Source organism: Microbacterium sp. NPDC055521 (assembly GCF_053619695.1).
Window position 1 is genome coordinate 81,337 of sequence record NZ_JBSHJX010000010.1, and the last position, 14,536, is coordinate 95,872.

General features: G+C 67.4%; 7 protein-coding genes and 1 pseudogene. All 8 read right to left on the reverse strand.

What is annotated here, in order from left to right; translation table 11 throughout:
* Positions 1 to 3: 3 nt before the first annotated feature.
* A complete protein-coding gene (locus tag ACWGSM_RS10810) occupies positions 4 to 5,739 on the reverse strand; it encodes a metallophosphoesterase (protein WP_452322919.1) in 5,736 nt (1,911 codons plus the stop codon).
* Between the two features lie 173 nt (positions 5,740 to 5,912).
* Positions 5,913 to 7,619: a hydantoinase B/oxoprolinase family protein gene (locus ACWGSM_RS10815; protein WP_452322920.1), complete on the reverse strand. Its 1,707-nt coding sequence runs from the start codon at positions 7,617 to 7,619 to the stop codon at positions 5,913 to 5,915.
* A 1-nt stretch (position 7,620) separates the two neighbouring features.
* Positions 7,621 to 9,669 carry a hydantoinase/oxoprolinase family protein gene (locus tag ACWGSM_RS10820; RefSeq protein WP_452322921.1) on the reverse strand — a complete coding sequence of 683 codons (2,049 nt, stop codon included), beginning with the start codon at positions 9,667 to 9,669 and terminating at the stop codon, positions 7,621 to 7,623.
* A 102-nt stretch (positions 9,670 to 9,771) separates the two neighbouring features.
* Positions 9,772 to 10,755, reverse strand: coding sequence for an ABC transporter permease (locus ACWGSM_RS10825; RefSeq protein WP_452322922.1), 984 nt, complete (start codon positions 10,753 to 10,755; stop codon positions 9,772 to 9,774).
* Entirely contained in the window at positions 10,752 to 12,263 is a 1,512-nt protein-coding gene (locus ACWGSM_RS10830; protein ID WP_452322923.1) for a sugar ABC transporter ATP-binding protein, read from the reverse strand. Before ACWGSM_RS10830 ends, ACWGSM_RS10825 begins: the two co-directional genes overlap by 4 nt.
* Before the next feature lie 19 nt (positions 12,264 to 12,282).
* Positions 12,283 to 13,314 carry a sugar ABC transporter substrate-binding protein gene (locus tag ACWGSM_RS10835; protein WP_452322924.1) on the reverse strand — a complete coding sequence of 344 codons (1,032 nt, stop codon included), beginning with the start codon at positions 13,312 to 13,314 and terminating at the stop codon, positions 12,283 to 12,285.
* A gap of 31 nt (positions 13,315 to 13,345) precedes the next feature.
* Positions 13,346 to 13,666, reverse strand: a complete 321-nt coding sequence (locus ACWGSM_RS10840; protein WP_452322948.1) for a hypothetical protein — start codon at positions 13,664 to 13,666, stop codon at positions 13,346 to 13,348.
* Between the two features lie 196 nt (positions 13,667 to 13,862).
* Positions 13,863 to 14,451: pseudogene (locus ACWGSM_RS10845) on the reverse strand (transposase); the annotation flags it as partial.
* Positions 14,452 to 14,536 lie beyond the last annotated feature (85 nt).

Genomic DNA, 14,536 nt, shown 5'->3' on the forward strand with positions numbered 1-14,536 from the left:
TCGTCAGCGGACATTCGACAGGGTCGGTCGGGATGCCGCGGCATCCCAGCTCCATACCCGCCCGAAGTCCCAGCCGATGGCCGCGTAGGTGCTCTGGTCCCTCGCGGCCGCGCTGGTGATGGTTTCCCCGTTTCGCGTGCCGCGACCCTCGTCCGTCACGCTCTGACCGGCGACCGCCATCGAGTCGACGGCGAGGTTGTCTATCAGGGTGGCCTTCTCCGTGCCCAGTTCTCGCGCGACGACCCGCGACGCATGTGCGGTGGCGCTCACCGACGGGTTGAGCGCGACCGACTGCGAGACCGTGGTGGTGGCGTACGCGTATCCCACGATCCCGCCGGCGTTCTGGTTGGCCGCTGCTTCCACGTCTCCTGCGGCGTACACACGTCGCGTGGTGCTGCCGCGCCCGGCGATACCGAGGATGCCGCCGGCCTGGCGCCCGGATGTCGCTGTCACCGTCGCCTCCGAGAAGGCATCCTCCACCGTGCCGACGGAGGTGCCGACCAGTCCGCCGACCGTGGCCACACCGCTGACGGATCCGGTCGTCCCGACCTCGGCGAGCACGCCCGTATCGGCGACGCGGTCGGCCAGCAGCCCCACGTCGGCTCGACCCGACTCGACGTGCGCGTCGACCAGCATCACCCGCCGCACTGTGCCGCTCACTTCGGCGAAGACCCCTCCCTCGGTCGACCGGTACCCGGTCATCCGGTGCCCGGCGCCGTCGAGTTCGCCCGTGAACGGACGTGTCACCCGGATCGCAGCGGCAGAGAGATCGAGGTCCTCCGTCAGCCGGAATCGCTCGCCAGGGAACGCCGCGATCTCGACGAAGTCGGCGGCGGCGTCGACGAGGTAGGCGCCGTCCTCTGCCTGCGGCAACGCGGGGCCCGTGGGGCTCTGCGGCGACTGCTCGTCTTCGGCCCCAAGCCCGCGAGACTCGCCGACGCCGCGCAGCAGCGGACGCCCGTTGCTGGTGCTCCATTTCCAGACCTCGCGATTGAAGCCGAGCGTGTCGTGGTAGAAAGCCGGCCGACTGAGGTCTGCGTCGGAGGCCGTGGCACCGTGGAGGTTGTCGGCGGCCGGAGAGGCGAGGTCGGTCGGCACCGTGGCGGTCGTCGCAGCCGACGCCCAGTTGTTCGACAGCGTCGCCGAGTTTCCGGCGAGGACACGACCGAGCACACGGTGAGCCCAGCTCGGTGCCGTGACGCTCGGCGCCGTGACGAGTGAGTCTCGGATCTCGGTTCCGGTGTACGCATATCCGAAGCCACCGCCGGTGTTGCGCACCGCCGCCGACACCGTGCCCGAAGCGATTACCCGCTCAGAGAGTGATCCGGCCAACGCGATCCCGACCGCTCCCCCCGCCTCGGTGCCCGACGCGCTCACCGTCGCTGAGGTGTACGCGTCGCGCAGCACGCCGCTCGAATCGCCCAGCAGCCCGCCGATCCTGCTCGGCCCCGAGATCGATCCGCTCGTGTACACCCGTTCCACGGTGCCGCTGTTGACGTCGACGAGGACGCCTGCGCGCGGCTTGGCGGTTGTCACCTCGGCGCTTTCCACGCCGAGGTCGTGGATCCATCCGCTGTTCAGTCCGAACAGGCCCCCCGCTTCGGAGCGCAGGCCGGAGATCACGTGGCCTGCGCCGTGCAGCTCACCGGTGAACGGCACCGTCTCGGCCAGCTTGCCGAGAGGTCGGCCCTGCAGCTCGATGTCGGCGGTGAGAGTGAACTTCTCGCCGGGGAAGTCGTTCATCAACGCGAGCTGCTCTGCTGTCGACAGCTCGAAGTAGCCTTCCGCGTTGACGGGCAGCTGCGGCTGCGGTCGTTCGTACGCCTCGGGGTTCGAGCGCAGCACGGGGCGGCCGGCGTCGGCGTTCCACTCCCAGATGGTCTCGAGGTCCCACCCGAGGGCCGCAGCGAAGTGAGCGGCGGTGCGCGCGACGTCGCCGGTCACGGTCGCGCCCTTGAGGTTGTCAGCTGCCGGCGCGTCGGCCAGCGACTGGGCCGAGACGAACGCGTCCGCCGAGGCATGGTTGTTCTCGAGCGTCGCCGCGTTGCCCCCGAGCACGCGCCCGAGCACCGCATGCGCGTATCCGGGCGCGGTGACGGCGGGGTTGAGCGCCATGGCGTTGCGGATCACGGTCTCGTTGTACCCGTACCCCACGACACCGCCGGCGTTTCGGGTGTCCGAGGCGACCGGGCCGGCGGCGTACACGTTCTCCGTCAGAGAGCCACCGAGGGCCACCCCGATCAGGCCTCCCGACTCGGTGCCGGACACCCGCACCCGCGCGGTCGAGTAGCTGTCCCTGATGGTTCCCGACGAATCACCGACCAGCCCCCCGGCGCGCGACGGTGCGTGCACAGAGCCGGTTGTCCAGGCGCGTTCGATGGTTCCATTGTTGACATCAGCGAGAATGCCCGCGGTGCCCACGGTCGTGGTGATGTCGGCGTCGACGACGGCGAGATCGCGGATCGTGCCGTCGTTGGTCTGAAACAGACCCGATCCGTTGTTCGGCTCGGCCCGGAAACCGCGCACCGTGTGCCCGCGGCCGTCGAAGATGCCCGTGAACGGCGTCGCGCCCGCGCCGATCTGCCCCCGCTCCGTGTCATCCAGCTCGAGGTCGTTCATGAGCGCGTAGTGCGCAGCGGGATCCTGCGCGATCTTCTCCACATCGCTCCAGGACCGCAGCTCGTACGGTCTCTCCGCGGTTCCCGCACCCGGCATGCCTTCGCGCACAAGCACGGGTTCGGTCAGCACTCTCCCGCTGGCAAGGCGATCCCAGACGAACAGGCGCACGGTCGTGTCGGAGCGGACCGGCAGCGGGCTCGGGAAGCGCACCACCTGCTCGGTACCTGTGCGCCGCACCTCGATGTCGGCCGTGCGCACATCGACCAGCGCCTCGCCGGAGAGGTCGTAGGCGGCGGCGACGACCACAGCCTCCGAGGGGGCACCCGGGGTGCTGAGAATGCCCACCTCGGCCAGCTCTCCGTCCCGCACGTCGTGCGAGGTGACACGGAGGAGGCCCTCAGGCTCGGCCACCGAGAACTCATCGACGAGCTCGCCTTCGATCGTGTAGACGCGCGCCTGCAGCTTGTCGCCGGCGGCCTCGAGCACCAGACCGGTCTGGATGTTCTCGTCGTAGACGGTCTCGTCCCACCACTGCACCTGGTTGTCGTAGAACTTCGGTCCGCTGGAGCCCATGGTCACGAAGGTCGTGCCGAGGTCACGCTGCGCCTCGTCGGTCACCAATGCTCCATCGAGGATGGTGCTGCGCTTGTATACGTGGTCGTGCCCGCCGATGTGCAGGTCGACGCCGAGCTGCGCGAGGGTGCGGGTGATCTTCGCCCGCGCGATCGACATGCCCGCGTCACTGCTGTGGCGACCGCCGTAGTAGGGGAAGTGGCCCATCACGACCTTCCATTGCGCGTCGCTGTCCCGCACGTCGTCGACCAGCCAGGCGAGCTGGGTGTCGAGGTCGTAGTTGGAGTTAAGCACCGAGAAGTGAATGCTGCCGCGGTCGAACGAGTAGTTGCTCTCACCCACGGCGCTGCCGTTCTTGGGCAGGTTGAACATGGAGGAGAAGATCCGGCTGCGCTCGGTCGAGAGCACTGTGTTGACCTCGCGGTCGCCGTAGGTCTCGTGGTTGCCGACCATCGACGCGAACTGCAGGTCGATCGGCGCCAGCGTGTACTGGAAGGTCGAGGCCCACTGCGATGCGTTGCCGCCGTTGTCGACGAGGTCGCCGACCTGGATCACCGTCTCGCCACCTGCGCGCTGCTGTTGAAGCTGCTCCAGCATCTTCACCGGCAGGCGGAAGTCGTCGGGGTCTGCCGAGTTGACCTGCACGTCTCCCAGCACGTACACCGGGGCATCCTTCTCGCCGCCCACGACGAACTCGCCGCGCACGTCCGTCCAGGGGCCGTTCTCGCTCGCGCCGAATCGGTATTCGTAGCGACGCCCGGGGTCGAGACCGGTCAGATCGAACTCGTGGCTGCGAAGGGCGTGCGCGGTGAGGCTGTTGAGGTAGGTGTCGGCCTCCGTCGCGATCGAGTCGACTTCGAAGACCCGGCTGTTCGTCGAGGCGATGACGGCGGCGCCTGCGCCGAACCAGGCGTCGGTAGGGCGAATCTGCGCCCAGGTGTTCTTCACCGCCAGGTCGGTCGCGACACTCAGGCCCACATCGCCGGGTTTCGCCCCCACCGTCGCCACCGTGCCGAAGTGGCGGAAGACGCTCTCAGGGTCCAGCTCGGTGGCCTCGACCTGGATCCGGTGCACGGTCGCCGCGGTGCTGCCCTTGTCGTCGGTCGCCTTGATCACGATGAAGTGATCGTCCAGGCCCTCGACCGTGAACGCTCCGTCGGCGACGGGAAGACGATGCTGCGAGTTGTAGACCTCTACCGTCGTTCGCGGCTCGGTTCCTGAATCGTCCGCTGCGGTGAAGCTCGGGATCTCGACGCGGTCCCCCTCGCCCGCGCTGCTCGGCGCCTTCCCCTTCAGGCTGATCTGCGGGGCGTAGTTCGCGTCGCGCACCTTCTCGCCGATCCAGATGGGCGCGGAGACGAGCTGTGCACCGTCGGCCTGCATGGCCTTGACGAAGTAGTAATCGCCGGCGCGCACGTCGATGGTCGCCGTCAGCTCATGCACGTTGCCCGTGATCTGTCCGAAATCGTGTGCGACGGTGCCCTTGTTGCCGATCACCTGGACCTTGGTGAACGAATCAGTGGCATCGGGATCGGCGAGGCGGATGTCGACGTCCAGGCGCGGCGTGTCGGCGGGAAGGATCGATCCCATCATCTGATCGTTTCCGCTGAATGCCAGCAGTGCGTTCTGGTCGAGGGTGGAGTACATGCTGCGATCACGCATCGCCGCGTGCACACCGTCGAGACTCTTCTCCTCCGCCCACACGCCGGTCAGCGCCGGGTTCGAGGTCACCCAGTTGGCGCTGTGCTCGTCGCCGTTGAAGACGGGAGCGACGTGCCAGCCGTTGTCGAGCGCCAGCTGCCACTGAGCGTCGTACCCCGGACCCTTGTGCTCGAACAGCGACATGTGCGCGTCCGCCTCGGGGGTGAGGTGCGCGAAACCGCCGAAGTTGCCCTTACCGGTCGGCGACGGGTGGTTGAACTGGCCGATGACATCGGGGTCGAGTGCGAGCCTGGCGTAGAAGGTGGGCAGGTCGTACATGTGGTCGCCCGGCGAGAACACACCGGCGAGGTTGTCACCCGATCCACGCGCGTATCCGGGTGCGGTGACGAACCATTCGGCGTCGAAGAGGTTGATGTGGCCGGTGGCGTCGTACCAGGTGACCTCTTCGCCGGGGACGGCCACAAGGTCGCTGGAACCGTCGGCGTTGTGCCGCTCCGCCCCGTTCTTGAGGTGCTTCCACTCCTCCGAGTGGGCCTTTCCGTGGTCATCGATCCAGTCGTCGGCCGAGCGCACGTCCATGGTCACGTCGTGCTCACTCGCAGAGAAGAAGTCGACGTCGGTGTTCGCCGCCACGTACGCGTAGGCGTCGTCAGGCCGCTGCACACCATCGCTGATCGCGGTGTGGGAATGGAACTCGCCGGTGAAGTGCGTCTTGCCCAGGAACACCGGATGGGGGTCTCTGCCGTCGATCGACGTGCCATCTGCGGCATGAGCGCCGGCCGGAGTCAGCAGAGTGACACCGATGCCGACCGCGGTCGCCAGGGCGATGCCGCCTAAGGAGCGGGAGGAAAGGGACGAGGGGGGAGAGTTCCGTCTGGCACGCACCCGACTGACCGTAGGGTCGGCCGGGCAACGACAGGGAGCGGCTCGGCGAACATCTCGTTAACGCAGGGAGTACCGGGCATGGCCGACGCAACCCGGATGTGGCGAGTCGTCGCAATCGGCGAACGCCGAAGGCGGTGCGCCCGTGTTCCGGGCGCACCGCCTTCAATGGTGACTCAGCGGCCTCGGATGGCGGCCGTCGCGGCCTCGTCGATGCTGAAGTCGGACGCGACGACGACCCCGTAGTCCTGTTCTGCAGCGCGTCGCGACACGAACCCGTTACGCACGTCGTGCGCGACGGCGGCGGGGTCTCTGCGGAACGGATCGCCGTAGCCGCCACCCCCACCGGTCTGGTTGACGAGGACGTCACCTGCGTCCAGTCGGTTGTAGCTGCCGCCCTGAATGACCTCGCGATCGGTACCGGGGTTGAGCACGATCCGGTTCGGCTTGCCCACCGACCCGCCCGCGATGGACCACGGCTCGGTCTTCGTCTTGTAGACGAGGCAGATGCCCGTGGCAGGGGCGGTGAAGCGGTACGAGCGGCTCACGCCCACGCCACCTCGCTGCTCACCTGCGCCGCCGGTGTCGGGACGGTAGCCGTAATGATCGATGATCATCGAGGACTTCGCCTCGAGCACCTCGACAGGGTTGTTCCGGCAGCCAGGCTCCGAGAGATGCATGATCCCGTCCTCGCCGTCGTGGTGCGCGGTACCGCCGAAGCCAACCGCCTCGTTGGTCGCCTCCTGCCACGGCTCACCGGTTCGCGGGTTGACGCCGAGGCCCATCATCGAGCACACGTCACCGCCCGAGCAGGCGGGAACCAGCTCCGGCATGCCCTTGGCCAGAGCCTTCAGGATGACTTCGCCCGCGAGCAGGCCGGTCCAGAGGGTGAAGGTCGGCATAGGCGGCACGGCGTGCATGACCGACCCCGGCACCGTGACCACCCGCAGCGGGGCGAAGTTGCCCGCGACGACCGGGGAGTCCGGAGTCGTGAGCGACTTGAAGATGAGGCTGGACAGCGCCTCGGTCTGGCCCGGCGGCAGGTTGATGGGGCCCTCGACGTTCTCGGCGCTGCCGGTCCAGTCGACCACCATCTCCTCGTCCGTGACCGTCACCGTGCACTGCAGTTTGACGAGGTCGTCCTTGTTGATGCCGTCATCATCGACGTAGTCGACCGCGCTCCAGGTGCCCTTGGGCAGCTTGGCGAGCGCGAGCCTGGCGAGCCTCTCACCGTGCTCGTTGATGGTCACCATCGCCTCGATGAGTGTGGGGACGCCGTACTTGTCCGCGAGCTCCTGCGTGCGGCGCACGCCCGTTACGCACGCTGACACCTGCGCCTGGATGTCGCCGATCGTGTGCTTCGGCATGCGGCTGTTGAATCGGATGATGTTGAACACATCCTCGTTGCGCTCCCCCCGTCGGTACAGCTTCGAGGCGGGCAGCATGAGCCCCTCCTGCGAGCGATCGGTCGAGTCGAGCACGTAGCCCGGGTCCTTCTGATTCAGGTCGGTCACATGCACACGGCAGGAGGCGAACCCGATCAGCTCGTCGTTCACATGGATCGGGGCGAAGACGAGCGGATCGAGAGTGTGAGCGCTCGACCAGTAGGGGAAGTTGATGATGAAGACGTCTCCGGGCTCCATCGCATCGCGGCCGAGGAACTCGACCGAGTGCTTGATGCCGGCATCGTTGCCCCTGGTGAAGACCGCGATACCCGGCGCGTCGGCGACCACGTCTCCGTTGGCGTCGTGGATCCCGATGCCGTAGTCATGGATCTCGTAGACAACGGTGTTGTAAGCGGTGCGGCACAGGTTGCGCGCGACCTCCTCCGCGGCCGCCAGCAGGCCGTGCCTGATGATCTCGGTGGTGATGGCGTCGGCCATGTCAGGCCCCCTTCTTCGCGTACTGGATCGAGATGATGAGCTCGCCGTATGCACCGACCTCGAGTCGGTCGCCGGCGTGCAGCACAGTGGTCGCCGTGTGCTCGGTCACGACCACAGGCCCTTCGATGACGTCGCCGGCCATGAGCTCCTCACGCGAGACCAGGGCGTACTCCGCGGCCTCGTCGCCGTCGAGCACGACCGTGCGCGTTCGCAGCTCGGGTCCTCCGCCTTCCGGACGGAGCGCCGCCTTCGGGAGATCCGGCTTGTCGACGATGCCGACCGCCCCGAGACGCAGCGTCGTCGTCTCGATCGGATCGTCCATGGTGTGGCCGTACTGACGCAGGTGCAGGCGGTCGAACTCCGAGCGGATGGCCTCTCGGGGGTCCGTGCTGTTCTCCGGGTAATCGACCGTGACCGAGTGCTCCTGGCCGGAGTACCGCACGGCCACGACCCGGTGGAAGAGCATGCTGTCGTCGTCGAACCCCTCAGCGCGCAGCGTCTCACGCGCCTCCGCCTCCATACCTGCGTAGAGCGCATCGGCTGCATTGGCGTCGAGCTCGTCGAGAGCCTGCAGGCTCGTGCGCGAGTAGTCGTGTTGCACGTCGGCCATCAGCATCCCGAGCGCTGAGAACGCCCCCTGCCCCGGCGGCACGATGACCTCGGGGATGCCCAGCTCACGCGCCACGTCGACCGCGACGAGTCCCCCGCCGCCGCCGAATGACAGCAGGGAGAAGTCCTTGGGGTCGTGACCGAGCTCGATGGTGATCGCGCGCACCGCGCCCATGATCTTGGTGTTCGAGATCTTCACCATCCCCCGCGCGAGCTGGGTGACGCTGAGTCCGAGGGCCTCGGCGATCGGGCGGAGCGCCGTCAGCGACTTCTCCCGGTCGAGTGTGAGCTCACCGCCGAGGGGGGTGTCCGTCCCGAGGTAGCCGATGGCGAGCGCGGCATCGGTGAACGTGGGCTCCGTTCCGCCACGGCCGTATGCGGCCGGCCCGGGCATGGCGCCGGCGCTCTTGGGTCCGACCTGCAGGGCGCCGGCCTCATCGAGATAGCCGAGCGACCCGCCGCCGGCCCCGATCGTGTGGATGTACAGAGAAGGCGTGTTGATGGGAAGTCCCTCGAACTCCGCGCCGTGATAGAGGACGGGGCTGCCGTCCTGCACCAGCGACGCGTCGAGGCTGGTGCCGCCCATGTCGATCGTGATGAGGTTGGGCCTGTCGATCAGCTTCGCGAAGGCGGCGGCGCCGACGACACCGCCGGCAGGACCAGAGAGGATCAGGTTCACGGGCTGTTCGCGCGCGGACGACGCGGTCATCGCCCCTCCTCCCGAGCGCGACATGAGGAAGCGCCCGTCGAAACCGCGCCGTTCCAACTCGCCCTCGAGCGCCTTCAGGTAGCCGCGCATGATGGGCTTGATGTAGGCGTCCAGCACGGCGGTGCTGGTGCGCTCGTACTCGCGGTACTCGCGCGAGAGCTCATGCGACAGGGTGATCTCGACGCCCGGCGCCTCCTCCTCGAGGATCTCGCGCATGCGCAGCTCGTGCGCGGGGTTCGCATACGCGTGCAGGAAGGCGACCGCCACCGCGGCGTACCCGCGACGAAGGATCTCACGAGCGACCTCGCGGGCGTCGTCGTCGTCGAACGGCGTCGCGACCGAGCCGTCGAACATGCTGCGCTCGGTCACCTCGAAGGTGTCGTACCGCTCGAGCAGAGCCTCCGGCTTGCGGTAGGCGATGTCGTACATCACCCTGCGGTCGGTGCGCCCGAGCAGATAGACGTCTCGGAAGCCGCGCGTCGCGATCGTCGCGATACGCGCCCCCGTTCGGGTCAGCAGGGAGTTCAGGCCCAGAGTGCTGCCGTGGTTGAAGGTCGAGACCAGGGCTGGGTCGGCGTCGGCCTTCTCGAAGGCGGCGAGCACCCCCGCCGTCGGTTCGCTCGGTGTGGTCGGCACCTTCTCGAAGCGGAGCTCGCCGGTCTCGGGCACGAGCTTCACCACGTCGGTGAATGTGCCTCCGACGTCGATGGCGATTCGGACGTTCTCGGACATTTCAGGGGTCCTTCCGTGAGGGATTGTTGATGTTTCGGGCAGCCCGTGGAGACCCGGGGTGACCCGGGCCGTCTCCGAAGGAGCTGCAGGGAGGTGGCGCTGCTAGCGCTTGCCTCGCCCGGCCGCGGCGAGGCCGACCGCCGCGAGGATGATGAAGCCGGTCACCATGTCCTTGAGCTGGGGGTTCAGGTTCAGCAGGTCGAAGCCATTGCCGATCAGGGCGATGAGGAAGACGCCGGCCACCGACCGCCAGACCGCGCCGATGCCGCCGTAGATGCTCGTGCCGCCGAGGATCACCGCCGCGATCGCGCTCAGCTCGAGCCCGGCGCCTGCAAGCGGCTGCCCGGATGCGATCCGCGAGACACCGATCGCCGCGGCCGTGCCGGCCGCGAGACCGCTGATCACGAAGACCAGGACGCGCGTGCGATCCACGTGGATGCCGGAGAGCTCGGCCGCCTCTGCGTTGCCGCCGACGGCGTAGACGTACCGTCCGAACAGAGTGCGCGAGAGCACGAACCAGAGGATCGCCACGACGACGATCATCACGAGCACCGCGACGAAGATGCCGCCGATGCGGTTACGCCCCAGAGCGGTGAAGCCGGGGGTGGTCACGGTGATCAGGCTGCCGCCGGTGATGAGCACGGCGATCGTCGTGAAGATCATCGAAGACGCGAGCGTCGCGAGGAACGAGTGCACTCGGAGGCGGGTGATGACCGCGCCGTTGAACGCCCCGAGAAGCATGCCGATCAGAGGGCCTGCTATGAGGGCGAGCACGACGTTTCCCGTGGTCACCGCGAGCCACGCGGCCACGACTCCGGCGACGCTGTATATCGCACCGGTCGACAGGTCGAAGTTCCCGGAGATGATCACGAACGTACCGGCCGCCGCGATGATGACGAGCGGTGAGTTCTGGTTCAGGATGTTGACGATGTTGCCGAAGGTGAAGAACGACGGCGACAGGATCGCGAGCGCGACGAGCACGGCTCCAAGCAGCAGCAGGACCGCATACTCGATGGCGAGCTCCGTGGTCGAGAACTTCCTGCTTGCGCGGGTGCGCGTCACTGTGGTGTTTGCGGCTTCGGTCATGCTGCCGACTCCTCTCCGTTGGTCACGTGGAAGAGCTGGAACAGAACGTCCTCCACGGTGGTCTGCTCGGGAATGATCTCCCCGAAGGTCTGGCCCTCAGAGACCAGGTAAGCGCGATGTGCCAGCTCCATGATCTCCTCGTGCTCGGACGAGATCAGCAGCACGCCGATGCCCCTTGCCGCGAGCCGGACGATGAGCTCATAGATGGTGCGCTTTGCGCCGACGTCGACGCCGCGGGTCGGCTCGTCGAGGATGATCAGCCTCGGATCGGCTGCGAGCGCCTTGCCGAGCAGAGCCTTCTGCTGGTTGCCGCCGGAGAACCATCCGACCGGCAGCTCGATGTCAGGCGGGCGGATCTCAAGTGCTTCCGCGAGTTCCCGAGCGGTGCGCTTCTCGCTCCTGCGATCGACGATCCCGCCGCGCGAGCGGGCAGGCAGACTCGAGAGGCCGATGTTCTCGCGCACCGATCGCTGCAAGACGAGCCCGTCCTTATGGCGGTCCTCCGAGACGAGCACCAGACCCGCTTCGATCGAGTGGTTGGGAGTCTGGCCGACCCAGTCCCGGCCATCGAATCGAATCTCTCCCGAGACGACCTGGTCCAGACCGAACACCGCACGCAGGCACTCCGTGCGCCCGCTGCCGACGAGGCCGAGCAGGCCGACTATTTCACCAGGACGCACATCGAAGCTCATTCGCTCGACGCCCGTACCCGTACGCAGCTCCCGCACCGAGAGGAGCGGGTCCCCCGGTTCAGGTCGTGGCGGACGATCCGGGTATGCCTGCACCATCTCCCGACCCAGCATCGAGGTCACCAGATCGTGCTTCGACACCGACGCCGCGTCGACGGTCTCGATCCGCCGACCGTCTCGCATGACGGTGATCCGGTCGGCGACGCCGAGCACCGAGTCGAGGAAGTGCGAGACGTAGATCACGCAGCAGCCTCGATCCCGCAGAGTCCGCATCAGCTCCTCGAGCTGCGCCATCTCCTGCGCGGTCAGCGATGAGGTCGGTTCATCCATCACGATGATCCGCGCTTCTCGCGCGAGCGCGCGCAGGATCTCCACCTTCTGCTGGTCGGCGATACGCAGATCGCGTACCTTCTTCGCCGGGTCGAGGTGGAATCCGACCTGCGCGTCGAGCGCTGCGAAGCGCTCCGCGACGTTGGAGCGTTCGATGCCGAAGCGGTGATCCTCCGCGCCGAGGAACACGTTCTGACCGACCGTCAGGTCGGGGACGAGCGCTAGTTCCTGCGCGATCATCGCTACTCCACGTCGCTGGGCGATCCCCGGATTCCATCGGTCGACCGGCGCTCCGTCGACAACGACGTCGCCCTGATCGGCGGCATAGACGCCCGCGATCACCTTTCCCAGCGTCGACTTGCCTGCGCCGTTCTCGCCGACGAGCGCATGGATCTCCCCGCCGCGTATCTCGAGAGAGACGCCGTCGAGAGCCTGGGTCGCGCCGAATCGCTTGTCCACTCCTCGGAGCTCGAGGAGAACCGGACCCATCTCGGATTCCCGCATCAGATCAGCCGTCCCATTCGCCGGTGAAGTCGGGCACGGCATCGAGGTCCGCCTTGGTCGCTATCGACGGGATGTCGACCAGGAAGTCCGCGTCGACGACTGCCTGCACTTTCTCGCCGCGCAGCTTGCTGATCAGCTGCTCGAGCGCAGCTTCGCCCATGCTCACCGGGTAGTTGAGGTACGCGTTCGTCCACGTCCCCTCACGAACCGCCTTCACTGCCTCGGCGGTGCCGCCCCCGCCGGTGAGGAAGATCGACGACGGATCGATGCCCGCGTTCTCGAGCGCGATCTGCGCGCCCATCGTCTGCTGGTCGGCGTTGCTGAGGATGCCGTTGATGTCCCTATTCGCCTGCAGCAGGTTCGACACCGCCGTCAGCGACTTGTCGCGATCGTAGGCGCCCTCGACGGTGCCGACGATCTCGATGTTGTCGTGCGGCCCGAGGACGTCCTTCCACGCCTTGATGCGTGCGACGTCGAGCGGCGAGTTCAGAAGGCCCGCCAGCAGACCGATCTTGCAGGGATCGATGTCCTTGCAGTACTCGACGACGCTCTCCGCCTGGCGCTCGGCCCCCGCCGAGGGCGAGGAGGCCACAGTGGACACGACCCCGTCGATCTGCGGCTCCATCTTGTCGATGTCAGGTCCGATCGGGTTCAAGACCGACACAACGGGGATGTCGTTGCCGAGGGGGAACGCTGCGGCGAGGCCCGGCCCGTCCTGCGGCACGACGATGACGCCGCTCGCCTGGCCGGTCGTCCCCGCGTTCTGCAGCTGGGACAGCTGCGTGTTGGCGTCGAACTGGCCGTCCTGGATTCTTGTCGTGATGCTGATGCCGAGCTCTTTCTCGAGCTCCTTCGCCTTGTTCTGCACTCCCTCGAAGACGGCCTGGTTGTAGCCGTTCTGAGACGAGGCAGCGAGGAACACTATCGAGAAGCCGTCGCCGTCACCGCTCCCGCCGCCATCGGCACTGCAGGCGGCGAGGGAGACACCGAGCGCGAGCACGCCGGCGCCGGCGATGATCCGTGGGAGGTGCGTCATTGCATTCTTCTTTCGTGAGGGGTTTCGGGGGTCAGATCTCGGTTCTGGATACGCGATGGTCGACCTCGTACAGCCGTCCGGCCCCGATCCGGGCATCGGCGAGCAGTGCAGAAAGCTCTGGGGCGGTGCGCCCGCGATTCGGGTGGTCGAGCCACTCCTGATACGCGGCCTCATCGGGCCACACGGCCGTCACGATGATCTCGCCTGAGCCGTCGATCGCGGTGGCGATCTCTGAGCTGATGGCACGGGTCAGGTCGAGCGATTCCTGCAGAATCGCCTCGCGACGGTAGAGCTCCAGCACCGAGTCGGACTGCGCCCGCGATGTGTGCAAGATCAGGATCGAGCGGATCATGAGTTGTCGTACTCCCTTGTATCGATCGTCTCGGGGCGGCGCCGCACCTGAGATGTGCGGCATCCGCGCCGCCGTTCCATGAATTATCTCTCCGCGCTAGAGCACCGATTGTGCGTGTTGCACATCGAGAACCAGTCGAAATATGCAGAACTGTGGAGTTCAGGCAGCGTCCACCCAGCAGGCCGGCGGAATCCGCGGTAGACGCGAGGATCTCCACCCTTGCAGCATCAAGCTGGTCATGCGCGTCGGGAGCTCGCCGCCGACGTAACCCAGGAGCCGGTCGAACTGGGCGTTCACGGAAGCCGCGTCAGGCTGGTCGTAGACGGAGTGCAGCATCGCTTCGCGGCGGGCCGCATGGCCTTCGGAGTCTCGGACACCGGGTTCGCGGCGTGATGGGCGCGGCAGCGTTGCCAGACAGCGCCGGGGTCGAGACGCCGGCGAGGTCGCCGTCCGCGATCCCGGTGATCGGCGCGGTCTCCGCCCGTTTGCGGCGCTCGAGGAGCCGTCGGGGAAGTAGGTCCCTGCGGCAGCTTCGGAATCGCGACGTCGATGGCGCCGACGCGGGTGTCCAAGTCGCGGTGCCGTCAGCCGTTGCGCTGCGCGATCCGGTCAGAGCCCGGCTTGCCCCACTCCGCGCCGACCACGGCGTCCGGGTCAGCGATCAGCAGCGCGATGATCATGGTCTGCAGCAGGCTGCGCATCAGATCCGACGACGCGTCGGTAAGAGCTTCAGCGAGATCGCGCTCACGGTGACCGCGCTCACGTCGCGAACGACGAGCAGCCAGGCATCCGCAGCCGCGCTTCTGCTGCTCTTCTCCCCCATCGCCGCACGCAGGTTTCACCAGGAGCCCGCGAACCGCTTCACCGGCC

What these genes read in the sequence shown, in the direction of transcription:
- ACWGSM_RS10840 (WP_452322948.1), bottom strand. Translation starts at nt 13,666, where the DNA reads ATGATCCGCTCGATCCTGATCTTGCACACATCGCGGGCGCAGTCCGAC.
- ACWGSM_RS10835 (WP_452322924.1), bottom strand. Translation starts at nt 13,314, where the DNA reads ATGACGCACCTCCCACGGATCATCGCCGGCGCCGGCGTGCTCGCGCTC.
- ACWGSM_RS10820 (WP_452322921.1), bottom strand. Translation starts at nt 9,669, where the DNA reads ATGTCCGAGAACGTCCGAATCGCCATCGACGTCGGAGGCACATTCACC.
- ACWGSM_RS10830 (WP_452322923.1), bottom strand. Translation starts at nt 12,263, where the DNA reads ATGGGTCCGGTTCTCCTCGAGCTCCGAGGAGTGGACAAGCGATTCGGC.
- ACWGSM_RS10815 (WP_452322920.1), bottom strand. Translation starts at nt 7,619, where the DNA reads ATGGCCGACGCCATCACCACCGAGATCATCAGGCACGGCCTGCTGGCG.
- ACWGSM_RS10825 (WP_452322922.1), bottom strand. Translation starts at nt 10,755, where the DNA reads ATGACCGAAGCCGCAAACACCACAGTGACGCGCACCCGCGCAAGCAGG.